We start from the raw sequence: 24,217 nt of genomic DNA, 5'->3' as shown, positions 1-24,217 counted from the left end.
GCCATGATCGGATCAAGGAGCGGTTCAAGTCGGTCAGAGCAGGGAATGACTCTGATCGAGATCATGGTCGCCATGGCGATTTTTTCCATTGTCATGACCATTGTCGTCAAGACCTTCTCAAACCAGCAGAACACAATGACGCATATTGATCAGCGGTCTGAAATGCAGATTACCGCCCGCAATGTCATGCATATTGTAGAAGGCTGTATTCAGATGATGGGGTTCAGCCCCGCCGGGGATCTGGACGCGGCTGACGCCATGGATTTTTCCCGTGGCGCGTGCGCCGAAGGCGGCCGGATGGTTTTTCTCAGGAACAATCCGGATCCCGATGAAATAGAAGAAGTCCAGACGATCAGCATCAATCTGCTCAAGTCCGCGGACCGGGAAGGCGGCGGACCGGACGGCCTGGCCGACGGCAAAATCGGGGCGACCGGCTTGATCGTTAATAATGTCCGTGCGGCGGATAACATAAAGGCCATCCGGTTTGCTTATGCCTTTGATGATGACGATGACGGCTGTCTCGATCTTTCCGCCGGCGGCAACATCGTTTGGGCCATTGATACCGACAGCGACGGCCGGCTGGATACGTTACTGGACACGGATGACGACGGCGATGTGGACGAAGATGACGCGGCGGGCGGAGATGACCTGGGGCAGGCGGTCGATACCGGGCGCATCAGGGCGGTAAAGGTCTGGCTCCTGGTTCGATCGGCCAGCCCGCAGAAAGGCGTGCGGGATCAGCGGATATTCGTGGTCGGCGACCAGCGCTGCGCCGTGGATGATTATTACGGCCATATGCTGCTGGAGACGACGGTGCGATGCCGGAATATGTAAAAAAGGTGCAGGGTTTAAGGGGGCGAGGGGTCAAGGGGTCAAGTGAATGTAAAGATCAGTTCCTTGCCCTCGAACCCTTAACCCCTTGAACCCTCGAATCCTCATTCTATGGAGGTCGGAAATGAAAGTATTTTCAGGTGCAGGAAGCATGGCCGGATTTTCGATGATTGAAATCCTGATTGCCCTGAGTATCTGCGGCATCGGGTTTCTGGCCATTACCGCCAGTGTCATCGCGGCGTCAGGGCTGAACCGCACGACCGCCGCGGCGGACCAGGCGGTTTTCTGGGGCCAGGATATGACGGAGCGGCTGGCCGGGATCCCTCTGGACGCTCCGGAACTGGAAGACGGCAGCGTCCTGACGCTTCTGCGGGAAAATCAGAAGGCGGAAATCACCGTGTTTGGCGCCGCCGACCTGGACGGCAACGGCCGGGATGATTTCAAGACCATCGGTCTCCGGGTGTGGGTGAAAAAAGGAGACGCGTTCGATCTGAAGATGGAAAACTACTACCGACGGGCGATGAGAGATTAAATACGGCGACAAAAGGGAGGGGGAAAATGAAACATCCTGAAAACCGGGCAGGGGGGATGCGGGGATCGGCCCTCATGGTTACCATGCTGGTCATGATGGCATTGCTGCTGACAGCCGTGATGGCGGTAAATATGGCCATGAGCGACAGCAGCATCATGAGGAACAACCGGCTGTACCGGGACGCGCTCTATCGGGCGGAAACCGGCATCACGCTGGCGCGGGAGACCCATGCCGATTCCTGGCTGGCCCCGGATTCGGAATTATTCGATCTGTCACGGGAGGACGCTGCCGTGACGGTCAACGGGTTTTCCGTTTCCGGCCCGGACGGTAACGACCTGCCGGCCATGGGAAATTATTCCATCGCGCGCATCGAGCGTGATCCTGAAGACGAGTCCCTTTCGAAACAATTTTATGCCCTGGGGCATCGCGCGCCCATGCCGTCCGGCGCCGGTTATTCCGCCAGGAGCTTTGAGATCAGGCGGTATGGGGTTCTTTCTAACGGATTATCGAGGCCGGACCGGCCGGCCGGAGGGGTGACGGTGGAGGCGGGGTTGTATAAGGTCTTTAACGCCTTTTAACCCGGATGTTTCACGAGCCGCCTTAACCGTCCCGCTAAAGCGGGACTGTGTTGCGGGACACTCGCAGTAGATTCACTACAGCTTCGTGTCCCGCGCCTTGCGGCTGCAGCCAAATCAATTCGTGAAACATCCGGGTTGGATTTTGATTATGAATCTGATTTGGGGGGGGATTGTCATGAAAGGAGCAGGCTATTTGATCTGTTGCGGATTGGCGGTTGCGCTTATAGCCGGCGGGGTTTTTACCGCCGCGGCGGACGACAACGACATTTTCGGCGCCACTTCCGTCGGGGTGGAACCGAATATCCTGATCGTTTTTGATAACTCCGGAAGCATGCGGTCCACGGCGGTGGATGACAAAACCCGGCTGGCGGTCGCCCAGGAGACGGTGAAAAATATCATCGACGCTTACGGAGACGGTAACCGCTTCGGCATCATGATTTTTCACGACAATGTCGACGGTTCGGACCGGGACAGCCTGGATGACACCAACGGCGGATACTTTCCTGGATACAGCGGAAAATATCCGGTATGCGAGGTCAAGGACGCCTTCATCCTCGACGCAACGGGTCGCGTCAAGACCGGAGAGGCTTATGCCCAGGCCATCAGGGATTATAAAACTTATTTGAAAAATTTTGTCGGAACGCTGACGCCGCGGACCAACACGCCCCTGACCGAGACCCTGGCGGAGGCAGGCCTTTATTTCGCGGAAAAGGCGTCGTGGTTTAACAGCGATACCGTCAATTACCCCCGGGGAGGGAAATACCCGGACAGTATCGTTGACGCCTATAACTCCACGCTGAGTCACCCACCCATCGAACACCGCTGCCGGAAGAATTACATCATTCTCATGACCGACGGCGAGCCGACCCATGACAACGCGGTCACGCTCAAAAACAGGTACATCAACGGCGATTATATCGCCGGCGGCGGTTTGCCCGCCCTGGACGATGTGGCCGCCTATCTCCACGATAATGATATAAACGCCAATTTTACCACCCCGGATTATTCCCAGAATATCCTGGTTTACGCCATCGGTTTTCAGGGAGGGGATCCGGATCTTTTGCGCGAGACGGCCCGGCGGGGCGGAGGGACCTATTTTGACGCCACCAGCCCGGAGGACCTGTCCCGGGCGTTTACGACGATCATGTTCGACATCAACGAGCGCCGGACCCTGTTCGCCGCGCCGGTGGTCCCTGTCAGCCTCAACAGCAGGGCCTACGCTGGTGAATATGTTTATATGTCTCTGTTCCAGCCGTCCGGCAAAGGGCGCTGGATCGGTAATCTGAAAAAATACGGTCTGGGCGCGGACAACCAGTTTGTTTCCTGCGGCACTGGAACGCCCATTCTGGATGCCGACGGCAATATCCGGGACACGGCCCTGTCCTGCTGGTCGGCGTCGGCGGACGGGCCCGCCGTGGACAAGGGAGGGGTGGGGGAAAAACTGTCCCTGAGGGAAGACGCCACCCGGCGGATATACGCCAATATTACCGGTACGTCCGATCTAACGGATCCGGCCAACGCTTTTTCAAAGGAGAACGAAAACATTGCGGCCGATGCTTTCGGTGTCGCGGATAAGAACGCCCTGATCGATGAAGTGCGGATGGTCGGGAAAAACTGGCGTCTGGGCGACTTGAACCACTCCCGACCGGCGGTTGTCACATATGGCTCCGGCGAAGGAAGCGCTTCCCGTATTTTTGTCGGCGCCAATGACGGCCTGCTGCACTGCTTTAATGACGCTGACGGTGAGGAAACCTGGGCCTTTGTCCCTTCCGAGCAGTTCGGCCGTCTCAAGGCGCTTTCCTCCGGAAAACATTCTTATTTCATGGACGGTTCACCGGCGGTTGCGGATAAATCTGATGGAACTAAAATTCTTATCTGCGGAGAAAGACGGGGCGGGAGCCATTATTATGCCATTGACATATCCGAGCCGGATCGGCCCCGGTATCTTTATACCCATGCCACCGACGGCCAGTCGTGGAAAACGCCCCAGTTCATGCCGGTTGCCGTCGGTGACGGTGAAAGCGCCGAAGTGCTTCTGATCACCGGCGGGTATGATCCCTCCCTGGATCGTGACCTGCCGGCTGAGCGCGGCCGGTCCGTCTACACCATTGATGCCGTAACCGGGGCGGCGACAGGGTTTGCCGCCGGGACAGGGGATTTTGAGGAGATGAGCTGTATCGTCAGCGCTTCCGCCCTGGACATGATCGATGACGGCCGGTTCCTGATCAGCCAGATCTATGCCGCCGACCTGGACGGTCATCTTTACGCCTTCCGGGATAATGACCATCCCGAAGACCGGACCGCTCTTGATGGCAGCTGGCAGAAGACACGGTTGTTCTCGGTGGTGTCCGGAGGCCGGAAAATATTTGAAGATGTTGACGTGGTACCGGAAAAGATCCGTTTTTTTAATCCGGAAGACAATAAATGGGAGAGAACGCCCGGCGACTTTGTCTATTTCGGTACCGGCGACCGGGAAAACCCCCTGCGCACGAATCAGACGGATCATTTTTATTGTGTTAAAAACGACTGGCGGACGGGGCCGCTGACCGTTACGGGCGTGGTGGGGGACTACCCCACCCTGGATGATGACCCGGGAATGGATCCGGACGGCAATGACAACGATCCGGTCATCATCGATGTGTCCGACAATTTAATTCAGGACGGCACGGCCGATGAGCAAAAAGCAGCTCGACTGGCGCTGGAGGCGGATTATAACCGGGGCTGGTTCCTGACGCTTGGAAATGACGGGGAAAAATGTCTGTCCACACCGGTCGTTTATGACGGGGTCGTGTATTTTACAACCTACACGCCTCCTGCCCCTGAACCGGTCAATACCGATCCCTGCCTGCACAGCAACCCGGGAGAAGGCGTCACCCGGCTTTACGCGATTGATTACCGGACAGGCGCGGCGGTCTGTGATTTTAACGGTGACGGGCTGCTCAACCGGGAGGACCGCTCTAAAATCATCTTAGACGGTCTCATATCCATCGCGCCTTCGCCGAATATTTTTATCACCGACAGCGGGGATAAGCTGCTGGTCGGGCCTCATGCCGAAGACCCCTTGTCGGATCTGGAAGGCGTCAGAATATTTTACTGGAAGATTCATGATTGATGGCTTCGTAAAAAGTCCAATATCTGCGTTGCGCTGCATCCTTCGGAATTTCATCACGCCTCAGGCGTGACTCCATTCCTCAGGATTTGCGCGCCTTGATCTTGAACTTTTTACTTTGCCATCCAAATTTCGACTTTTTACGAGACCATCATGAGTAAAGGAGAAACAAGTGGAGAAATATCGTAATTCCGTGAGCTGCCTGGCGTTCCTGTCCGGATTTACCTGGGCCCTGGCCATAGTGCTGGGCTTGAGCTATTGCCCCGGTCAGTCCTTGGCCGGTCAGTCGCCGGTTCCCGAAGGGACGATTATTTTTGAGGATAAGCAGGCCCGGGTGATCATTATTAAAACCGGCAATGGTGTTATCCTGGAGGTCAGAACGGATGACCAGGGGCGGGTGACGGTCAAGGAGCTTGAGCATGAGCCCCCGCAGCCGGATAATAATAGTCGCCGCTGAAAATTGTCTTGAAAATAATTTCGGGCGCGGTTTTTTCCTTGACGCGGCGGCGCCGGTTGTTTTACAGATGGAAACGTTCAGATGCTCCCTGGGGAGCTTAATAGGGAACCCCGTGAAAATCGGGGACGGGCCCGCCGCTGTAATCCTCCTTTTCCCGTTTGGGCGGAAAAGGGAGCCCTTTTGGCCGTTGTGCGTCACTGTTCCGGTGGAATGGGAAGGCCGCTGAAAGGGCGGGAAAGTCAGAAGACCTGTCTGGGCAGGAGGCATTACCTTCGCGGACGGAGGGTGCCGGGTACGGATCTTGAGGATAAAAAGGGTAATCCCCGGATCGATTGAGTTCGGTCCGGGGATTTTTTTTTGCTCCCGGGCCCAAGAGGCAGTTAACTTTGGGAAGGAGGAAAAAATGATGAGAAAGTGGTTAGGGAGTTTGGCAATTTGCGCGGCGCTGATGATTCCGGGATGGAGCCTGGCGGAAGAGGCGCGGTCGGATGAGGCGGCCTTGTCAACCATGGAAGACGTGGTGGTCACCGCCAGCAGGGCGGAAGAGGAAAAGAAAGAAGTCACCGCGAGCGTGGTCGTGATCAGTGAACAGGATATCCGGATGTCTTCGGCCGCGGACCTCGGGGAGCTGCTGGCTGAAAAGGGAATCGGCCATATCCAGCAGTATCCGGGCATATCCACCTCCATCGGTATCCGCGGTTTCCGGACCGACGCCACCGGCAACGACCTGGCCGGCAAGGTCCTGATCCTTATTGACGGCCGGCGGGCCGGCACCGGCGACGTGGCCAAAATCATGACCGCCAACGTCGCGCGGGTGGAGATCATCCGGGGGCCCGCCTCGGTTCAATACGGTTCCGCGGCCATGGGCGGCGTGGTCAATGTTATCACCAAGAAGGGGGAAGGTCCCCCGGGTTTTTTTGCCGAGGGCGGGCTGGGAAGTTTCGACCATGAAACGGGGACGGCCGGTTTCTCCGGGAGCCTGGAGAAGTTCGATTTTTCCGGCAGCGCCACCCGTGAGTCCATGGACGATTATGTTACGGCCGATGGGGACGATTATGACAATACCGGCTATGACAAAAAGCAAAACGCCAGTTTGAACCTGGGGGTTGAATTCCTGCCCCGGAACCACCTCCGCCTGATCTATCATTATTTTGACGCCGATGAGGCGGGCAGCGCGGGATATCTGAGCCAGAGCGATCCGGACGCCTATTCCGATATCGGCCTGGAATCCGCCGACTTTGTTTATGACGGTCAGACGTCGGATGGTTTTCTGGCCTGGAACACCCGGTATTTTACCGGCAAAGACGAGTATAAATGGGTTGATCCGACCTGGGCTTCCCTTTACACAAAAGATACGGATCACCGGGGCGGCCAGGGCCAGATCAGCGGCAACTGGGAGAACACCACTGTTACCGGCGGGTTTGACTGGGTCAATTATGATATTGATTCCAATACCGCGCCGGAGAAATCCGAATACGACAACCCCGCTTGTTTTATCCTGGCCAAGACCCGGCTGGTCGAGCGGCTCATCCTCTCCGGCGGTTTGCGGTACGACGACTACGAAGTGGACATGAAAAGCGACGGCGGCCGGGAAAAAGACGACAATCTCGCCTCCAATCTCGGCGCGGCCTATATCATCAACGACCATGTCAAGGCCAGGGCCGGCTATGGCGAGGCCTTCCGGATGCCTACCGCCGAGCAGCTGGCCGGCGATTACGTGGCCTGGATCAGTTACCTGGGGAACCCGGAACTCAAACCCGAGACCAGCGAAACATACGAGGCCGGGTTTGATCTGACTCATGCCTTCACCGATTTTTCCGTAACCGGTTTTGTCACGGATTTTAAAGACAAGATTGAAGTTTATACCCTGCCGACCTTTGAACAGTCTTACAAGAATATCGGCGGGGCCAGCATCCAGGGAATTGAGAGCGAAATCTCCTTTGACGCCGGCGCTTTTCTGGGCTGGGCTTATGACCTCAGGCCTTATGGCAGCATCGTTTACCTGACGAAATACGAGGACGACGAAACCGATGAAGACCTTCTTTACACCGAAGACATGACGGCCTCCTGGGGCCTGGTTTTTTCGGACAAAAAGGGACTGTCCACTGATCTGAACTTTGCCTATACCGGGGACAAAAAGGTTGAAGACTGGGAAAACTGGTCGGACCCGGTGAATATCATCCACTGCGGCGGGTTCACGGTGGCCAATTTTACCGTTCATCAGAAGATCCTTGATTTTGCCAAACGCGGCGGGCTGACCGTAAAGGGCGAGATCCGCAATATCTTTGACCGGGACTATGCCTATGTCGCCGGATATCCCATGCCGGGCAGAAACTTCTTTATCGGCGTGAGATACGAGTATTAGGGCGGACCCGGGAAATTATGACGCTCTCGTAATTGATTTGAATTTCTTATTGAAGAAAACAGGAGAAAACAAATGAAAAAAGGCTGGCTGGTTTTGATCGTGGCAACCGGTTTGGTGCTTGGAATGATGTCGTCATTACAGGCGGATGAAGGTGATGGTATCATTCAGGCCCATCCCATATCCCCGTATCCAAACGCCGTCAGGCAGAATGAAAGCGAACCCTATGTTGTTCTGACCAAAGATCCGATAGATACGGTTAAACAATTTTTTGAAGGGCAGGCGCAAAAAGGTGATCGGCTTGAACCTGTTCAGGAAAGTCAGGAAAAGGGATGGCGCATCAATTATTATGAAAAGCTCGGCCAGAAGGAACAGGTCGTCATGGAAGCGGAGATGCTGGAAATATCCGCCGGTGACAATATTGTCGATGCGCTCGGCGCCTTGAAATCACAGAGTCTTATGGGAAAACATTCCGAGCAGGAATACCAGGCGCTGGAAAAGAAGTATATGGCTTTGGACAAAGCGTATTTCAGAAAAGTAGATGACGGGAGCGGCAGAACAATAAGCGAGGACAAGCTGCTTTATAAGAGAGCCGAACAGGAAGCGTATCCGGAAAAAGACAGGAAAAAAGCGGCCGATGCGTCCAATGCCTTTACTGATAATGATAAAGCCAAAGCAAAAGAGCTGCAGGCGCAAATGAAAGCGTTAAAAGCCAAAGGTGATGTGGCCGGTATGATGAAACTGGCGCAGGAATCAAAAATGAGTTCTACCCAGTCTGCCGCGGTCAATGATGCCATGGCGGTAGCGACGAAAGATACCTGGGATATCTGGGCTAAATGTTTAGAGGATACCTGGCAAGCGGCCTATTGGAGCAGGATAACGTATAATTCAAACGCGGTCGCCCGGCAGGCGGAATAAAACCGGCGGCAGAAAACCGGCATCAGTATCTGGATTTCATCATCGAGGAAAATCTCAGGTTCCCGGGCCAATACTACGATGAGGAGACAGGCCTGCACTACAACTGGTGGCGGTATTATGAGCCTTCTACCGGGAGATATTTGAGGAAGGATCCGATAGGAATAAAAGGTGGAATTAATTTATTTGCATATGCGTCAAATAATCCCATAAGACTAATTGATCCCGCAGGTTTGGAAGATGAGAATGATTGCCCCAAAAGGGACGAGGGCTATAATCGATGCGAAACAACCGTTAAAGAACTATGCAGAAAGAATATAACTGTTGTCGATGGAAACAACAACCCAATAAGTAATGAGTCATATTGCCAAAAGGTCGTTCAGAAATGCAAAGAGGGTGTAGATAAATTATGTAAGTGTAAATGTTGTGATGATATTCAGAAAAAGATTAAAAAACAATGCCCCACAGGAAATCCAATTTTTGGCGGTGGGCTGGCCATTGACGACTGGATCGACTGCGTCAATAAGGTGATTGATGAAAACAAGTGCCAGTGAGCTTCTTAAAATTATGAAAAAAAATTTTTATGATTATTTGCTTATCACCGTATGCTTAATGTTGTTATCCTCTATTATTGTCCCTTGGGCTCACGTGTTTTATGTGCCCATCTATGGGTACAATTACATCCGTGGCACATTTGCTTCTAGTGAATCAACCTTTTTGATGGCACTGCTTATTTTTATAACAGCATTAGCGCTCCTTCAAAGCGTTTTACAGGCAATGAATAGAGTTAAGACTGTATGGTTTTTGTATACTGCGTATGGGCTTAGTGTTTTGGCAATTTTATATTACTTTTGTAAAGAATTAGCCGTTTGGAATGAAGCCGGTCCAATTGTAGTGGCTGTTGGTGGTACTATAATTTGTGGCCTTAGTTTAGTGATTAGAAAGTTGTGACAAATATCGGCTTGTCCGGGTGATCCAGAATAAAATTGATCCATTACCTTATCCGGGGAGGGTGGCCGGGAGAATGGTAAAATCAGACGCCGCCGCTGCTGCCGGGGCCGTTGTCCCCTGCCTGGCGGGCTGCTTGCGCCTGATTATATAATCAGAATTATCGGCCTTTGGTTCCTTAATGCTTTTTAAAACGCTGCAAGGGCCGATAATTAAGATTTGATTATGTAAGAAGATGCAGGCGGCATGACAGGCAGGGAATGACCAAATAAACGCGCGGCGGCTACCTTTGAGGGTGGCGGGTGGGAATAGATTTAAAAATCAGCCGGGCTCCGCGCGCAGGGAGTGAAATCCGCCGCAGGCGGATGAAGCCCGAGCACGGAGGCCTACCGCTTCTTATAACCGTCCAGAAACTCCTGATCGGTTATGCCGGACTGTTTGATGGCGCTTTTAAGGTGCCTATGGCAAGAGATTTGTGCCGGGGAATGACACAACCGCTGTTCTCTCTTCTCAAAACGACATGGCTTCCCCGTTGACTTGCTTCATAAAATCCCAGGCGTTTAAAGACCTTGATGGCTTCATCGCCGGAAATCTTCGGCAACTCAGGCATGAGCGGAGACCTCGAAGGTGGTGAGGATGGGGCGGGAGAACGACTTTAAAGGAAATTCTTCCAGGTATAACTCGGTTGCCTCTTTCAAGTTGCTGATAGCTTCGGCAATGGTTGTACCCTGGCTGGCCGTTCCAACTTCCGGGCACTCGGCCACATAGCGGTCATCCTCCTGATGGATAATGGCGGTAAAGGTGTTCATGGTATTTTTACTCCTCAATAGATTGCATGGCTGTTGAGCCTCGCCCCTTGTTTTTAATCCGCTATTTTTACAATTATTTTTATCGCATCCCCCGCAAAAAATCAAATATCTGATTGCCGCGCCGACAGAAAGATGCCGGGTTTTCCGGACACGGGATTCCGGGTCACCAGCACCTCGGTCCGGTAAACCGCGCGGATGGTTTCCGGGGTCAGGACCGTTTCAGCCGGACCGGCCAGGTGAATGCCCTTCTCCCGGCCGTTCAGGAGAATCAACCGGCCGGTGTATTCTCCGGCCAGGTTCAGGTCATGCATGACCATGACCACCGTCAGCGCCAGGTCGCGGTTGAGGCCGGCGATCAGGTCCATGATGCGCTGCTGGTGGGTGATATCCAGGTGCGAGGTGGGCTCGTCCAGCAGGAGGATCTTCGGTTCCTGGACCAGGGCCCGGGTGATGGCCGCCAGCTGCCGTTCGCCGCCGCTGATTTCGTTCATGGGGGCTCCGGCCAGGTCGGAGATCCCGGTCAGTTCCATATACCGGTCGGCGATGTCAAAGTCCCTGGCGGTTTCAAACAACTGGTATCGGCGGAAAAAGGGGAGGCGCCCCAGCAGCACGTGTTCCCGGACGGTCAGCAGGGAAGGGGGGACCGTCTGCCCCACCACCGCCATGACGGCGGCCAGTTCTTTACCGGAATATTCGGACAGAGGCCGGGAGGCGACGGTGATGTCCCCCTGCCGGGGCTTCAACTGCCCGGCCAGGGTTTTGAGCAGGGTGGTTTTGCCGGCGCCGTTGGGCCCGATGATGCCGACCATTTCTCCGGCGGCGATTGCCAGGGTGATGTCCGTCAGGACGGTTTTCCCGTGGTAACCGCAGGTCACGTTGTTCAGTGTGATGATAAACTTATTCATGAAAGTTCTTGTTCAGTTATTTTCCCATGATAGTTGTTCGCCAGTGAATCATATTTCCGGGGCAGTCAACTATCGAATTCTCAAACGTTCGATGGCCTGTAATTATGGGAGTTACTTGACCCCTCGACCCCTTGAATCCTTGTCCCCTTGAACCCCTCTACAACGTGACCTGCCTCTTCCCCAGGGCGTAAATAAATACCGTCCCGCCGATGATGCCGGTGATGACCCCCACCGGCAGCTCCAGGGGGGCGATCACGGTGCGGGCGGCGATATCGCACAGGACCAGAAACGACGCCCCCGCCAGGAACGAGCCGATCAGCAGCAGCCGATGGTCGGGGCCGATGACCAGCCGCATGAGATGGGGCACGATCAGCCCGACAAAACCGATGATCCCGGCCACGGACACGCTCAGGCCGGTCAGCAGGGAGGCCAGCACGAACAGCCACTTTTTGGTCCGGTCCACGTTGACGCCCAGGGAGGCGGCTTCCTCTTCCCCCAGGGCCAGGGCGTTCAAGTCCAGGCAGAAGAAAAGGCTCGCGACCAGCCCGGCCAGAATTCCGGCGGCGGCGATTTTGACCAGTTTCATGTTCGGCACGTCCAGGGAACCCATGGTCCAGAGCACGATGGTATGGATGTCGTCGGAACGGGCAATGGCCATAATCAGCATGATCAGGGAGGAGGACACGAAACTGATCATGACGCCGGTCAGCAGCATGTGGTTGGTTTTCAGGGACCCCGCGTTCAGGCTGAGAAAATAGACCGCCAGCACGACCGCGGCCGCGCCGGCGAACCCGGCCAGGGGGTAGGCGATGACGCCGAGGACATGGTCCCATTTGAAAAGGATATTGAGGCATATGCCCAGGGAAGCGCCGCCCGATATCCCCAGGGTGTAGGGTTCCACCAGGGGATTGCGGAACATCCCCTGGAGCAGGGCGCCCGCCAGGCTCAGGGCGCCGCCGATCAGGATACCCAGGATCAGCCGGGGCAGGCGGATATCCATCAGGATGTTCCGCTGGATGCTTTCGCCGCCGCCGAAGAGCAGCCCCGGGATGTCCCGGAACGGGATATCCGCCGACCCGGCGCACAGGGACAGGAGGCAGGCGCACGCCAGCACGGCCAGCAGGATGACCAGGACGGCGGCGTATTTGATGGCTCTCGTGTTTTTCATGGGAGTTCACCCGGATGCGGCGGATGAATCAGGGCAGCCACATAGGCCAGGGCGTCGGCAAAACTGACCGGCGTCGGGCTGCACAGGATCTCCGAGTCGATGACGTGGACCTCCCCGGTCCGGGCCGCGTTCAGTGAGGAATAATTCAGCCATGTCCGTTTCTCCTGCTCGGCCCCGGCCGTGTCCGTTCCCATACCGGAGATGAGAATGACGTCGGGATTGGTCTCCAGCACTTTTTCCCGGCTGTAGTTGCCTGATTTTTCATGGGCCGCCACATTGATGCCGCCGGAAAAGGTGATGTATTCATGGATAAACGTCCCCTCGGGGGAGGTGTGCAGCGGGTTCATGCCGATCTGAATAAACACTTTACGGGGCGGCAATCGGCGGGTCCGCGATACAACGGTATCGACCGCCGCTTTTGCCTCGGCGATAACGGCCCGGGCTTGATCTTCCCGGCCCAGCAGCCTGCCCAGCTCGTCCATCATGGCGCATATTTTGTCAAAGGTGGCCGGGTTGTCAAACTGTACCACCCGGATGCCCATCTTCCGCAGGGTATCCAACTGTTTGGCGCTGTCCAGGGGGTTGGCCAGCACGATGTCCGGCGCCAGGCTGATGATTTTTTCCACATCCACCTGAATGATGTTGCCGATTTTTGTTTTTTCCCTGGCCGCTTCCGGCACGTTGCAATAGACCGTGTCGGCGATCAGGCTGTCCTCGGCGCCCAGCAGGTAAATCATTTCGGTGATGACCGGCCCCAGGGAAACGATGCGCCGGGGAGGCTCGGCCTCGGCCGGCAGGGCGCTTACGGCCAATCCCCCGATCAGCAGTAATATCGAGAACAATGGTTTCATGGTTGTTCCGGCTGCCGTTGATAAATCCCGGTCAGCAGGGCGTTGAATGTCGTTGCCATCACCACCGGCAGGTCATCCCGGGTGATGTGATCCCTGATCCGCGTTACCTCTTTTTCCGCTACCTGCGAACAGATGTCAAGGGCCAGGCGGTTGAAGGCGGTCAGATCCGTCAGCAGGCCTTTTTCATGGTCATCGCTGACCGCCAGGGCCAGTTCGATAAACCCGGCGACAGCCGGGTCCAGCAGACGCTTTTCCAGCTCGGCCACCATGGCGCTTTCCGGCCGGTTGCATTCACAGGAGGTCAGGTCGACCAGGCCGTAGAGGGAAATCCCGCGTTCTTCCAGACGGCGAAACACGCCGCGTTTCTCCGTCAGGCGGTTCTGTTTTGCCACCGCTTCCCGGACCCCGGCGTAAACCGTTTCGGCGATGAGCTGGCCCAGGCGGGAGTGACCTTCGGCGTTGTCCAGGGCCTGATTCCCCGCGCCCTGGATGACGATGACCTGGTCGGTGCCGGTGCCGGTGGCCTGGCAGCTTTTCCCGCTGTAACTGCTGCGGATGTCCATGTCCTGGAGGGCGGCCGTCTTGGCTTCCGTGGCCGTGATGACGGCCCGGGTCATGGCCCGCCGGCTTAAGGCCGTGTTCGCCAGCAGGATGATATTGATGGTCCCCGGCTCATAATAGAGTCCTTCGTCGGCCGACATGCGCATGGCGTTGGATGAGACCCCGGCCGTGACCAGGGCCCATACGGTCAGGTCCCGGTATGTCTTCTTCCGCGCGGACAGGTGGTCCATGTCCGCGCCGGTATAGAGAAAGGACGTGTCCGCCTGGTCCTGGCCGAGAACATTCAGCACGTGGTTTCGGAACGGGTCCCACCCGATCTGGTGACTGATGGGCCAGCAGGGCGGGGGCAGGTAGTGATTTCCCACGGTCCGGATGTTGTCCCGCCACCCTTCCAGCGAAGAGAGGACGGTTGTGGGCCTGGCAAAGTCCAGAACCAGCGTTTTGTGGATAAAGTCGTACAGCCGGCTGCGGACGATGCGGGCGTTTTTTACGTAAACGGGCAGATCCGTCGCGGTGGCCAGGCCGGCGGTCTCCATTATGCCTTCCTTTAATACCAGGTTGGCCGGGTTGGAGAAAGAATCCGTATAAATGGAGGCGGCCAGCCAGGAGACGAATTCGCCGGTATGCGTCGCCGCCCGGCAGGTCAGATCGCAGGGGAAATAGGTGATCCGGCCCGACCTTACGGCCGACACCTCCTTCCATCCGGGAAGATTGAAGAACGCCGCTGCCACGCGCTCGTCTCCATCGCAGCCGTAAATGACCTGGGGATCAAAGGCCCGCCACTGTTCAACGGAGACGGGGATGACGGTGCCGTTCCGGTCAATGGCGTGGGCAATGCCGCCGGCGGCCCGGATCATTTCGTTCTGAAATGAGCCCTGGCCCGGGGTCATGACGGCTTTGTCGCCCATCAGCCGGATGACCCGCCGCCTTTCCCGGGGCGGGATGCGGGCGGTTTTTTTCGCGATCAGGTCGATATCTTCATGGATGCCGCGGATAACGGCCCCGGCCTGATTCTGCCTGTCGAAAATCCGGCCCAGCTGATCGATAACCTCCAGGCTGTCAGCAATGGAACTGATCGGAAAACAGACGACGGGGCAGGGGGAGTTCTTCCACCGGTCTTTTACGGACGGATGCAGGTCGGAGATGAAAATGATGTCCGGATTCAGCGAGGCGATAATTTCAAGGTCCGGGGAGGCGAACCCGCCCACCGTGGTGACGTTTCCGCCCGCAATGGAATCCGCGTCATGGCAGGTGATGCCTTTGACCGCCTCCCCGGCGCCGATGGCGGCAATGATCTCCGTGACGGCCGGCACCAGGCTGACCACCCGCTGCGGAGCACGGGTGATGGTCACCGGCCGGTCATCCGCGTCGGTGATGGTGACGGGCAGGCTGAACGCAGGCAGGGCCAGCAGGGTCAGGACGATCGTCGGGAACCATATCCATATCCGGGGGAATCCGGCCGGGTGTTTGCCCATGGCTTTTTCTCCTTCAATCGAACGGTTATTTACAGAGCCTGAGATGGCGCCGGTTTTGGGCCGGCGTTGAATGGCGGCCGTATCCGGCGAACACGCAGATAAACCGCTGCATGCCTCTGGTGGTCAGTTTCCACCAGGCGTCCATGACATCAAAGTGCCGCTGCCCGCAGGAAACGATTTCCACCGCGTCCGCCTGATGGTAACGCCTGATCTCCTCGGCCAGTTCAGGCTCTCTGTCAAAGGGGAAATTCTTTTCCATGACGTAAACGATCACCCCGGTCCTCATAACGGCTGTCTCCTTTCCAACACGTCAGGGTCCGGGCAAAAAAAAAACCGGACCGAAAATAGGTTTCGATCCGGGATTTCCCTTTTTTATCCGTCAATCGATCATGATCGGCCTGCTGCCACGGCAGGCGCCATTGTCTTGCCCGGGCAGGTCTTCTGACTCTCCCGCCCTTTCAGCAGCCTTCCCATCCGCGCGCGGACAGTGGCCTACAATGGCTGAAAGGGGTCCTTTTCCATATTCATCCGGAAAAGGCGGGATTACAGCGGCGGGCCCGTCTCCGGTTCTCACGGAGTTCCCTTTTACTCTCGCTTTGAGAGACCCGAACAAGATTCCATATTTTCTATGCCGGCGGGGTCTGATTTGTCAAGGCAAAACTTTAAGATCAGGGTGCGCCCCTGTCCTGACGGCGGGTGATGGTCAGCCCGATCAGCCGTGAGACGACCACGGCGATATAGGCGACGCCGGCGAACTGCTCGAGCATCACCAGTACCCGGGAGGGGGCGGAGGCAGGGATAATATCGCTCAGGCCCGTTGCCGACAGGTTGGCGAAACTTAAGAACAGCAGTTCGATGAAGTTCAGCGGATCCCGCGAGTGGGCGGCATAGGCAAAGGCCCCGGGGCTCCACGCCTGGCAGATAAGATAAAGATAGGCAAAGCCCCAGGCGATCAGGGTAAAGGTCGCGCCGGCGGCAAACAGATCATCGGTGGTGACGTTTTCATCTCCCATCATATGGACGATCAGCCCGCCTGCCCCGTAAAAATAAAGGACGGCCTGGGGCAGTGCCGCCCATATCAGCAGGGAGGGGTTGTCCTGCAGCCAGGCCATGGCGGAAAGAAGAAATACCGCTCCGGCAATACTCCAGGCGATCCAGTTGATGGCCGGACTGTGAATAACGACCCAGACCACCAGCAGAAGGATCAGCATTCCGACAATGCCGAGAATAAACTGCCCCCCGGGCACATTTTCCAGCATCACATAAAGCGCCAGGCTCACCAGTTGAGCGGCAAGAAGAAACGCGGACGGGTGCCGCCGGGTGATATGATGCCAGAGAGGTACTGAATTTTTGCTGTCCATGCAAGTATTATACATGGTATCAAACAGGATGGCTTTAATTTTATTCAAGAGGATTGCCGTTCATGAAAGCGGGGTTGATGATCATGGTGGCGGGGTGTCTGGTGTGCTTTACACAGACTCGCGGTGCCGTTGCGGACCCAACCGAATATGTCATCCTTCTTCACGGCCTGGCCCGGACGGAGCGGTCGATGCAAGACCTTGCCTCCCGGCTTGTCGCCGAGGGCTACGGCGTTATGAACGCGGGCTATCCCTCGCGGACGGCGACCGTCCAGGAACTGGCGGAAAAAGTGATCCCCGCGGCCGTGGCGGAATGCCGCCGCAACGGCGCCGGAAAGATCCATTTTGTCACCCATTCCATGGGCGGCATCCTGGTCCGGTATTACCTGTCCCGATATCCGCTTCCCGATCTCGGCCGGGTGGTCATGATGGCGCCGCCCAACAGCGGCAGCGAAGCGGTCGACCGGCTGAAAGACAATTTCGCCTTCAAATGGTTAAACGGTCCGGCCGGCGGGCAGCTCGGCACCGGCGGCGACAGCCTTCCCCGCAGTCTTGGCCCGGTGAATTTTGAGGCGGGCGTGATCGCCGGGGACCGCTCCGTCAATCTGCTTCTGTCCCGGATGATTCCCGGTCCCGATGACGGCAAGGTGTCGGTGGCGGCGACACGAGTCGACGGGATGAAAGACCATATCGTTATCCACGCCACCCATCCTTTTATCATGGATAACCGGCAGGCCATCGATCAGACCATTGTTTTCCTGAAACAGGGGCAATTCAGCCAATGATTCCGGATGGCATAAGGATGCCGAACTGATTTTTATCGGGTAGCGTGCCCGCAAAAATCAGTGCCCGCCGGGAATGCCCGGGGGGGAGCTCCCGGGCCGCCGCCCGGGTTTGCCGGTCTCAAACACGACATAAGGCGGATCCTCACCGGTTTCGGCGATTTTATAGCGGCACGAGTAATAGCGGGCGGCTTCCCGCATCTGGGGGGCATGATGGTAAGGGCCGCCAATCGGATCGAGGGACACAACGATGGCATCGACCTGGCCGGTTGCCGGTTCGAGTTCAACGGGATCAAAGGGGCGCTGGTGAAATTCGGAGACGGTGATTTGCCGGCGGTGATCGAACGAATAGTATCTGGCCGCGTTGAGATCCCGGCTGACGATCAGCAGCACCTGATTGCCCTGCCCGGCGATGCGGGCCGCCACGCGGGCGGCGGACATGGCCGCATGGCTGGTGCAGTCCCAGCGCGTTTGCGGCGTAAGCCGGAAATAGTCATGAGTATTCTGAACCAGGAGGATCGCCAGCAGGAGGATGACCCCCGCCCGGCCGGCGCCGCCGAACTTGCGGGCGAGCAGGGTCAGCGGCAGCGACGCCAGCAGTACGACAATCGGGATCATGACCGTCAGGCGGGTCAGGCTGGGTCCCATGAACCCGATCAGCAGGGCCGCCGCAAGATAGGTCAAGACGGCCAATAGAAGAACGCGATGCAGTTGACCGTATTCCCTGCGGCGAATCCGCCACAGGATCAGTCCTGCCAGCGCCGCCAGTCCGATGATGATCGGCACGGGACTGATGCCGGCTTTGGGCAGGACGACGGCGGCGGCATCAAACGCCCAGCGCAGGCCTTCTCCGCGTAATTTGATGATCGTGTTATAGAGGTCGTTCCGGTACCAGAGCGGTACCGCCAGGCTGTCCGCGACATGATGAATCCGGTCGGCCGGAGAGGCAGGCGTATTGTAGGCGCCGCGGCAGAAGAAGAGAAGCGGGTTGGCCGCGGCATAGATGATGTTGGGAATGGAAACAATCGTCGCGATGATGACCGTCCGCAGGTGCTGAACGAACCATGCCCGGCGTCTCCCGGGGGCCGTGGCGATATGGATGATCGCGACAACAGCATAGGCCAGCGGCGGGATCCGGGAACTGGTGTAGGCGTAGATACCCAGGGCCAGCGGTGTGCCCAGGGCCAGCGGTCCGCGCCAGCCCCGCGGGTTTTGCAGGAAGCAGGACAGGCCCGCCAGGGAGGCCGCCATGAAGGTTGCCGAGGATATGCCCCGCAGCGCGCCGCGGCCGTAATGAAAAAGCCAGGGCAGGGTCATGGCGACCAGGACAACAATCAGCGGATCAAGGTGTTTTCGGTGTTGCCGGGCCAGAAGAAAAAGAAAAACCAGCATGAGGACGACGGCCAGCCAGCTAGACATGACGGCGGCCAGGGTGTCATGGCCCAGAACGGCCACCAGAACGCCCGCGATCCCGACCCACAGCGTCTCGACGCCGTTGGTATGCGGGTCAAAGGCCATAACCGGGAACCCGTCCCGCCAGACGGCATTGTAGCCCGTCATCACCTCCTGGGCCGCATCGTTGCTGATACCGCCGGGGATGCTGCCATATCGAAAACAAAGCAGCCCTAAGTAGGCAACGATCAGGCCGATGGCGGCAGTGTCGGAAAAACGGCGGTGAATCATAGGCTATTCATGCCATACCACCCGGGCCTGTTCCCTTTTGACGATGTTGTCGATTTTCCCCTGCGGATACCCCAGGGCCAGGGATGTGATGATTTTAAAGGGATCGGTGATGCCCAGTTGTTTCCTTAATCTGGGGAAACCCTGGAGACCTTCGATCAGGCTGACCCAGCAGGTTCCCAGGCCCAGGGAATGGGCGGCCAGCACCATGTTCTGACCGCAGATGCCGGTGTCCAGCTCGATGGAGCCGATGCCTCGCCGGTCCGCCAGCAGGATGATCAGCGCCGGCGCGTGAAAGAAGGTGTGGTAATCCGGGTCGCTGACAATGGCGTTGATGCCGCCGCGTGCCCGGGGATCGAGTTCGTTGGGGCCCCGCAGGGCGATCAGCAGCCGGGTGAGGACGGTCTGCCATGGTTTCAGCGTCGCGGTTTTGTCGCCCGGCACCTGTTTGTCGATCCAGGGCCGGGGCATGGTGCCTCGCATGACCAGGCGGCAGAACTTCTTGCATTTGAGGTCGATCTCGTCGATCAGCTCCTTATTTTGAATGACGATAAATTTCCAGGGCTGATTGTTGCCGGCCGAGGGGGCGAAACGGCCGGCTTCGATGACCCGGTGGATCAACTCCCGGGGAACGGGCTTTTTTTTGTAAAGCCGGATGCTGCGGCGGTTGTAAATCACCCGTTCCGTTTCGGTCAGATCCGGTTCACAGGCCTGGTAACTTTCTCTGCCGCGAATCGGCAATGGGTCGGTCTTGCCGCCGGTAAAAAGATGGGCGTTTTTCCAGAACCCCCTGGGGACGCGGTAATCGCCTTCAATGGTAATGGCGCCCTGGGGGCAGGCGGCCATGCAGTTCTGGCAGGTGATGCAGCGGAAATGATCATAACGGTCATTGGGAGCCGCTTTTTTATTGTCGTTGACCATCAGTAATTGAATCGGGCAGGAATTAACGCAGCGGCCGCATCCGGTACACTTTTCCTCATCAAGAACAAAACGGGAGTAAGTTGCCGGCGGAAACGTCACCAGCCGGTGTTTTTCAAACAGCATCAGGCCTCCTTAAATACTAAAAATGCCGAATATTATCTTCCGAAAACGATGGACATGTTGAATATGACTATCGTGCATTTATATTTTTTTTTGACTGGCCAGTCAAGTTGTTTTTTTTATCCAGACAGCCGTTTGATTTATCGATTATGGCTCTGATTAATATTATTTGTCAATTTATTCAATATGGTAATTTAGTCTCTGCTAAAAAAAATTCCGTGCAGGTGATTTTCTATTTGCTTTCAGTCCATGCGCATGTTATGTATAGTTACTATTTAAAACCGGCCATTACCGCAGCATGAGGAGGGATTATGAACAAGCACCAGCGATTGTATCGTATCGCGGAAATAGAAAAGATAACCGATGTGCCCAGAAGAAGGATCCATTTTTATATACAGTCCGGATTGCTGAACAAGCCTTTAAAGACGGGAAAAACCATGGCCTATTATGACGACTCCCATATCCGGCAGCTTCAGGTGATCAAGAAAGCCAGGCAGCGGGGAGAGTCGCTGTTTTCCGTTAAAGATCTGGTCAAGGACATTGCCCCGGCCAGCGAAAGAAAGGTGTCCGATTATTATACGGTTGATGCCGTTGAAGGAGAAGTCCGGCCCGATACCGTCCGCAAGAAAACCCGTGGCCGCAACAGCCAGAAAACCCGGGAACGCATCCTTTCCGTGGGCTGCGAAATGTTCCGGAAGTGTGGATACAACAATACGCGTTTGAATGATCTCACCCGTGAACTGGATATCGGGAAAGGAACTTTTTATTTCTATTTCTCCGATAAAAAGGAACTCTTCCTGGAATGCGTTCCCCGGATCTTCGAGGAAATGTTTTCCAGCGGCTGGGATGATATTCGCAAACTATACAACCCGGTGGAACGTCTGGAGATGCGTTTCCAGCTGGCCTTAAACGCCCTGGAGGAGTTCTGTATCATTCTTCAGCTGGCCAAAGAGGCCATGGCGGATACGGATCCGAAGTTGAAGGAACTGGGGCAGAAGACATACCTGTCCATCCGCGGGCCGCTGGAATCCGATATTAAAAAAGCCATCACCCGGGGGATTTTTCAGCCGGTAAATGTGGAAATGATGGCCAGTCTGATGATTGCGATAGTGGAAAACACCTATTACATGCGGGAAATCAACAGCGACCTTTCAATGGAGGCCATGAAAATCCATATTTACAACCTGCTGGCATACGGCCTGGTCGGGGCCGGGGAGCGATTGCCGGTTCCTCCTGAAAAATAACCTGCATACGGCCCATCGGCCATTCTATCTACTAACTGACCATCAGGCAGTCTCATCGCATTTATTTTATAATTATTTGATATTAAAACAAATATTAAGAAGTTATCATTTTTTTAAATTATTACTTGACTAAACGGTCTACTGGGCATATGAAGAAGAAAACCATATTTGAGGAGGAGTGATGTGCCTGACCTGCGGCGAGCATAACGCTGAAAAACTCTGGTACCTAGATAAGGAAAAGCATCGGATCCGGTCTCTGGGCGTGTTCCGGGATCTGGTCAGCCGGAAACTGAATCCGCTGATCAGCATCGGGTTGAACCTGGTCCGGGCCAAGCAGCCCGATTACACCGCGAAAAAGATGCCGTTTGTCAGCCGGGAACTGCTCAGCTGGTTTGCCAAGACCCTCCACGGCATGCAGTTTCTGCCGGACCGGGAGTCGGCCTTCAAAACCATCGACATGGCCAATGAACTGGCCCTGATGCCCTGCCTCTGTCACCAGGTCATGGACCGGCACAAGGGGGAGGCGCCGCTCTACCGCTGCATTGCCATGAACATTGCCGCCGATATCTGGATGAAGGATACGGCCAACACCGATGTCAAGCCGCTTAACAAACAGGAGGCCAAGGACCTGGTAGCCGGTTGGCGCTCCCGGGGGGCCTGGCAGAGCGTGGGCTGGCTGTGGGACGCCAACGTCATCTGGGTGTGCAACTGCGACTGGCGTTGCGCCACCTACCGGGCGCCGGAAGCCCGCTGGGGCGGCATCCCCAGTTTTGTGGTGGCCTCGGCCTCCAACCGCGGCGACTGTATCGGCTGCCGGGAGTGTTCCAAGTGGTGTCTGCATGAAGCCATTTCCTATGCCGGAGACGATAAGGTCATGGTGGATCAGTCCAAATGCCGGGGGTGCGGCCTGTGTGTGGAGCATTGCCCCACCCGGGCACTGGGGTTTGAACCCCGGCAGGTCTATTACGATGTGCGGACCAAGTCGGTTAAACGACTAAGCGACGAAAAAGTGAATGTAAGATAAACTGTGAATAGAGAAGGGAGCAAGCGATGCGCGATGTGGCGATAATCGGCGCCGGCATGATGCGGTTCGGAAAATACGCCGATAAGGGAATCAAGGATCTGGTGGCCGAAGCGGTCCGGGCGGCGGTGGCCGACGCCGGCATTCAGTTCGGCGATATCGAAGCCGCCTATGTCGGGTCGGCGGTGCCGGGTGTCATGACGGGCCAGGAACAGATCAAGGCGCAAGTTTGCCTGAGCGCCATGGGGATCGACAGTATACCCATGTATAACGTGGAGAACGCCTGCGCCAGTTCGTCGTCGGCCCTGAACCTGGCCTGGACCGCCGTCGGCGCCGGTATTTATGACTGCGTGCTGGTGGTGGGGTTTGAAAAACTGTACGATACGAACAAACTCAAATCCTTCATGGCCCTGGGCACCGCCGTGGATATCCAGATGGTGGAAAAATTTCTGGCCGATTTCCAGAAGCGGCAGCAGTCCGGCGAGAAGATTTTAAGCGACGACAGCGGCAAGAGCAAAAGCATATTCATGGACATGTACGCCTATTATACCCGGCAGTACATGAAGCGCTACGGCCTGACCCAGGAGCACTTTGCCAAGCTGGCGGTGAAAAGTCACCGGAACGGGGCCAATAACCCCCATGCCATGTACCAGAAGGAAGTCACCCTGGAAGAGGTGCTCAATTCCGGGGACGTGGCCTTTCCCCTGACGCGGATGATGTGTTCCCCGGTCAGCGACGGCAGCGCGGCGGCCATTGTCTGTTCAAAGGAGAAGGCCGCGCAATTCACAACCCGGCCGGTCTGGATCGCGTCCTCGGTAGTGGGCAGCGGCAGGATCTGCGATGACCTGTCCGACACCCTGACCCGGCGGCTGGGTCCGAAAGCCTTTGAAAAGGCCGGGATCGGGCCCAGGGATCTGAACGTGATCGAGGTCCACGACGCCACCTCGCCGTCGGAGATCATCACCCTGATCGAACTGGGTGTCTGCCCCGGCGAGGAAGCGCCCCGCTGGATCGATGAAGGGCGGCTGGAAATCGACGGTACTATCGCCTCCAACCCCTCCGGTGGTCTGGCCGCCAAGGGCCACCCCATCGGCGCTACCGGCCTGGGGCAGGTGCACGAGATCGTTCATCAACTGCAGGGAAAAGCGGGCAAGCGCCAGATCAAGGACGCCAAAATCGGTATGACCCATAACGGCGGCGGGATCCTGGGAGTTGACGCGGCGGCCATGGCCCTTCACATATTCAAACGGTAACAGGACCCGGGTAAATCGGTTGTTGATATCAAGCAATAAAGGATAGGGGAGAATCATGGAACACAGCGACAGAACTTACTGGAACATGGATATTGAACCGAAGCTGAACACCGTGGAAATGAAGGCGCTGCAGCTGGAAAAACTCAAAAATGCCCTGCACTGGCAATATGAGCACACCCCTTTTAACCGCCGGCGGTTTGACAAGGCCGGGGTCAAGCCGCCTATGAGAAAGTGAGTCAACAAAAAACACTCCTCTATTAGCAAAAATCGTTTTTTGCTCACGGTCTCCGCCTTGCCTTTCCACCAGTGTCTTTTCGCCGAGGTAACGTAACGTAGT

The 24,217-nt window shown here is 56.4% G+C and carries 23 protein-coding genes, 1 pseudogene and 2 riboswitches; of the genes and pseudogenes, 14 read left to right on the top strand and 10 right to left on the bottom strand.

What is annotated here, in order from left to right:
* Positions 1–3 precede the first annotated feature (3 nt).
* The 9 genes and pseudogenes from AB1724_05015 to AB1724_04975 all read left to right on the top strand — a co-directional run bounded on the left by AB1724_05015 (position 4) and on the right by AB1724_04975 (position 9,735).
* On the top strand, positions 4–834 hold the full coding sequence (locus AB1724_05015) for a prepilin-type N-terminal cleavage/methylation domain-containing protein (protein MEW6077147.1): 831 nt from the start codon (positions 4–6) through the stop codon (positions 832–834).
* A 121-nt stretch (positions 835–955) separates the two neighbouring features.
* The gene (locus AB1724_05010; protein MEW6077146.1) at positions 956–1,363 is read left to right on the top strand and encodes a prepilin-type N-terminal cleavage/methylation domain-containing protein; all 408 of its coding nucleotides are present in this window, start codon (positions 956–958) and stop codon (positions 1,361–1,363) included.
* A gap of 26 nt (positions 1,364–1,389) precedes the next feature.
* Entirely contained in the window at positions 1,390–1,941 is a 552-nt protein-coding gene (locus AB1724_05005; GenBank protein MEW6077145.1) for a PilX N-terminal domain-containing pilus assembly protein, read from the top strand.
* Positions 1,942–2,116: 175 nt separating this feature from the next.
* Positions 2,117–5,053 (top strand): PilC/PilY family type IV pilus protein, encoded by a 2,937-nt coding sequence (locus AB1724_05000; protein ID MEW6077144.1) that lies wholly within the window; start codon positions 2,117–2,119, stop codon positions 5,051–5,053.
* Between the two features lie 169 nt (positions 5,054–5,222).
* Positions 5,223–5,507: a hypothetical protein gene (locus tag AB1724_04995; protein ID MEW6077143.1), complete on the top strand. Its 285-nt coding sequence runs from the start codon at positions 5,223–5,225 to the stop codon at positions 5,505–5,507.
* Positions 5,508–5,569: 62 nt separating this feature from the next.
* A riboswitch (cobalamin riboswitch) is annotated at positions 5,570–5,778 on the top strand.
* 132 nt (positions 5,779–5,910) lie between these two features.
* Positions 5,911–7,872: a TonB-dependent receptor gene (locus tag AB1724_04990; protein ID MEW6077142.1), complete on the top strand. Its 1,962-nt coding sequence runs from the start codon at positions 5,911–5,913 to the stop codon at positions 7,870–7,872.
* A gap of 72 nt (positions 7,873–7,944) precedes the next feature.
* Positions 7,945–8,787, top strand: a complete 843-nt coding sequence (locus AB1724_04985) for a hypothetical protein (GenBank protein MEW6077141.1) — start codon at positions 7,945–7,947, stop codon at positions 8,785–8,787.
* A gap of 44 nt (positions 8,788–8,831) precedes the next feature.
* Positions 8,832–9,020: pseudogene (locus AB1724_04980) on the top strand (RHS repeat-associated core domain-containing protein).
* 298 nt (positions 9,021–9,318) lie between these two features.
* Complete coding sequence (locus AB1724_04975; protein MEW6077140.1) at positions 9,319–9,735, top strand: hypothetical protein; 417 nt, start codon at positions 9,319–9,321, stop codon at positions 9,733–9,735.
* A gap of 421 nt (positions 9,736–10,156) precedes the next feature.
* Here AB1724_04975 and AB1724_04970 read toward each other — a convergent pair whose 3' ends face one another.
* From AB1724_04970 to AB1724_04935, 8 genes are all read right to left on the bottom strand, one after another.
* Positions 10,157–10,342, bottom strand: a complete 186-nt coding sequence (locus tag AB1724_04970; GenBank protein MEW6077139.1) for a type II toxin-antitoxin system HicA family toxin — start codon at positions 10,340–10,342, stop codon at positions 10,157–10,159.
* Complete coding sequence (locus tag AB1724_04965) at positions 10,335–10,541, bottom strand: type II toxin-antitoxin system HicB family antitoxin (GenBank protein MEW6077138.1); 207 nt, start codon at positions 10,539–10,541, stop codon at positions 10,335–10,337. The genes AB1724_04970 and AB1724_04965 overlap by 8 nt, the downstream gene beginning before the upstream one ends.
* A gap of 101 nt (positions 10,542–10,642) precedes the next feature.
* On the bottom strand, positions 10,643–11,446 hold the full coding sequence (locus tag AB1724_04960) for an ABC transporter ATP-binding protein (GenBank protein MEW6077137.1): 804 nt from the start codon (positions 11,444–11,446) through the stop codon (positions 10,643–10,645).
* A 157-nt stretch (positions 11,447–11,603) separates the two neighbouring features.
* Positions 11,604–12,614, bottom strand: a complete 1,011-nt coding sequence (locus AB1724_04955; protein ID MEW6077136.1) for an iron ABC transporter permease — start codon at positions 12,612–12,614, stop codon at positions 11,604–11,606.
* A complete protein-coding gene (locus tag AB1724_04950) occupies positions 12,611–13,465 on the bottom strand; it encodes an ABC transporter substrate-binding protein (GenBank protein MEW6077135.1) in 855 nt (284 codons plus the stop codon). Before AB1724_04950 ends, AB1724_04955 begins: the two co-directional genes overlap by 4 nt.
* Positions 13,462–15,501, bottom strand: coding sequence for an adenosylcobinamide amidohydrolase (locus AB1724_04945; protein MEW6077134.1), 2,040 nt, complete (start codon positions 15,499–15,501; stop codon positions 13,462–13,464). Before AB1724_04945 ends, AB1724_04950 begins: the two co-directional genes overlap by 4 nt.
* Positions 15,502–15,526: 25 nt before the next feature.
* A complete protein-coding gene (locus AB1724_04940) occupies positions 15,527–15,787 on the bottom strand; it encodes a hypothetical protein (GenBank protein MEW6077133.1) in 261 nt (86 codons plus the stop codon).
* Between the two features lie 127 nt (positions 15,788–15,914).
* Positions 15,915–16,125: riboswitch (cobalamin riboswitch) on the bottom strand.
* A 44-nt stretch (positions 16,126–16,169) separates the two neighbouring features.
* Positions 16,170–16,910: an ion channel gene (locus AB1724_04935; protein MEW6077132.1), complete on the bottom strand. Its 741-nt coding sequence runs from the start codon at positions 16,908–16,910 to the stop codon at positions 16,170–16,172.
* A 14-nt stretch (positions 16,911–16,924) separates the two neighbouring features.
* Between AB1724_04935 and AB1724_04930 the strand changes: the two genes are divergently transcribed.
* On the top strand, positions 16,925–17,644 hold the full coding sequence (locus tag AB1724_04930) for an alpha/beta fold hydrolase (GenBank protein MEW6077131.1): 720 nt from the start codon (positions 16,925–16,927) through the stop codon (positions 17,642–17,644).
* Positions 17,645–17,701: 57 nt separating this feature from the next.
* Here AB1724_04930 and AB1724_04925 read toward each other — a convergent pair whose 3' ends face one another.
* On the bottom strand, positions 17,702–19,324 hold the full coding sequence (locus AB1724_04925; protein MEW6077130.1) for a hypothetical protein: 1,623 nt from the start codon (positions 19,322–19,324) through the stop codon (positions 17,702–17,704).
* A 3-nt stretch (positions 19,325–19,327) separates the two neighbouring features.
* Positions 19,328–20,365 (bottom strand): nitroreductase family protein, encoded by a 1,038-nt coding sequence (locus AB1724_04920; protein ID MEW6077129.1) that lies wholly within the window; start codon positions 20,363–20,365, stop codon positions 19,328–19,330.
* A 308-nt stretch (positions 20,366–20,673) separates the two neighbouring features.
* Between AB1724_04920 and AB1724_04915 the strand changes: the two genes are divergently transcribed.
* The 4 genes from AB1724_04915 to AB1724_04900 all read left to right on the top strand — a co-directional run bounded on the left by AB1724_04915 (position 20,674) and on the right by AB1724_04900 (position 24,115).
* On the top strand, positions 20,674–21,606 hold the full coding sequence (locus AB1724_04915) for a MerR family transcriptional regulator (GenBank protein MEW6077128.1): 933 nt from the start codon (positions 20,674–20,676) through the stop codon (positions 21,604–21,606).
* Positions 21,607–21,787: 181 nt separating this feature from the next.
* Positions 21,788–22,630 carry a 4Fe-4S dicluster-binding protein gene (locus AB1724_04910; protein MEW6077127.1) on the top strand — a complete coding sequence of 281 codons (843 nt, stop codon included), beginning with the start codon at positions 21,788–21,790 and terminating at the stop codon, positions 22,628–22,630.
* A 26-nt stretch (positions 22,631–22,656) separates the two neighbouring features.
* Complete coding sequence (locus AB1724_04905; GenBank protein ID MEW6077126.1) at positions 22,657–23,880, top strand: thiolase family protein; 1,224 nt, start codon at positions 22,657–22,659, stop codon at positions 23,878–23,880.
* Between the two features lie 55 nt (positions 23,881–23,935).
* Positions 23,936–24,115: a hypothetical protein gene (locus tag AB1724_04900; GenBank protein MEW6077125.1), complete on the top strand. Its 180-nt coding sequence runs from the start codon at positions 23,936–23,938 to the stop codon at positions 24,113–24,115.
* Positions 24,116–24,217 lie beyond the last annotated feature (102 nt).

This window comes from Thermodesulfobacteriota bacterium, from assembly GCA_040753795.1.
Lineage (GTDB): Bacteria > Desulfobacterota > Desulfobacteria > Desulfobacterales > Desulfosudaceae > JBFMDX01.
The sequence above is the reverse complement of the archived record's forward strand: the minus strand, read 5'-3'. Positions and strand labels throughout refer to the sequence as shown.

Coding starts and splice junctions, on each gene's coding strand:
- AB1724_05015 (MEW6077147.1), top strand. CDS start 4: ATGATCGGATCAAGGAGCGGTTCAAGTCGGTCAGAGCAGGGAATGACT.
- AB1724_05010 (MEW6077146.1), top strand. CDS start 956: ATGAAAGTATTTTCAGGTGCAGGAAGCATGGCCGGATTTTCGATGATT.
- AB1724_05005 (MEW6077145.1), top strand. CDS start 1,390: ATGAAACATCCTGAAAACCGGGCAGGGGGGATGCGGGGATCGGCCCTC.
- AB1724_05000 (MEW6077144.1), top strand. CDS start 2,117: ATGAAAGGAGCAGGCTATTTGATCTGTTGCGGATTGGCGGTTGCGCTT.
- AB1724_04990 (MEW6077142.1), top strand. CDS start 5,911: ATGATGAGAAAGTGGTTAGGGAGTTTGGCAATTTGCGCGGCGCTGATG.
- AB1724_04985 (MEW6077141.1), top strand. CDS start 7,945: ATGAAAAAAGGCTGGCTGGTTTTGATCGTGGCAACCGGTTTGGTGCTT.
- AB1724_04975 (MEW6077140.1), top strand. CDS start 9,319: ATGAAAACAAGTGCCAGTGAGCTTCTTAAAATTATGAAAAAAAATTTT.
- AB1724_04970 (MEW6077139.1), bottom strand. CDS start 10,342: ATGCCTGAGTTGCCGAAGATTTCCGGCGATGAAGCCATCAAGGTCTTT.
- AB1724_04965 (MEW6077138.1), bottom strand. CDS start 10,541: ATGAACACCTTTACCGCCATTATCCATCAGGAGGATGACCGCTATGTG.
- AB1724_04960 (MEW6077137.1), bottom strand. CDS start 11,446: ATGAATAAGTTTATCATCACACTGAACAACGTGACCTGCGGTTACCAC.
- AB1724_04955 (MEW6077136.1), bottom strand. CDS start 12,614: ATGAAAAACACGAGAGCCATCAAATACGCCGCCGTCCTGGTCATCCTG.
- AB1724_04950 (MEW6077135.1), bottom strand. CDS start 13,465: ATGAAACCATTGTTCTCGATATTACTGCTGATCGGGGGATTGGCCGTA.
- AB1724_04945 (MEW6077134.1), bottom strand. CDS start 15,501: ATGGGCAAACACCCGGCCGGATTCCCCCGGATATGGATATGGTTCCCG.
- AB1724_04940 (MEW6077133.1), bottom strand. CDS start 15,787: ATGAGGACCGGGGTGATCGTTTACGTCATGGAAAAGAATTTCCCCTTT.
- AB1724_04930 (MEW6077131.1), top strand. CDS start 16,925: ATGAAAGCGGGGTTGATGATCATGGTGGCGGGGTGTCTGGTGTGCTTT.
- AB1724_04925 (MEW6077130.1), bottom strand. CDS start 19,324: ATGATTCACCGCCGTTTTTCCGACACTGCCGCCATCGGCCTGATCGTT.
- AB1724_04920 (MEW6077129.1), bottom strand. CDS start 20,365: ATGCTGTTTGAAAAACACCGGCTGGTGACGTTTCCGCCGGCAACTTAC.
- AB1724_04915 (MEW6077128.1), top strand. CDS start 20,674: ATGAACAAGCACCAGCGATTGTATCGTATCGCGGAAATAGAAAAGATA.
- AB1724_04910 (MEW6077127.1), top strand. CDS start 21,788: ATGTGCCTGACCTGCGGCGAGCATAACGCTGAAAAACTCTGGTACCTA.
- AB1724_04905 (MEW6077126.1), top strand. CDS start 22,657: ATGCGCGATGTGGCGATAATCGGCGCCGGCATGATGCGGTTCGGAAAA.
- AB1724_04900 (MEW6077125.1), top strand. CDS start 23,936: ATGGAACACAGCGACAGAACTTACTGGAACATGGATATTGAACCGAAG.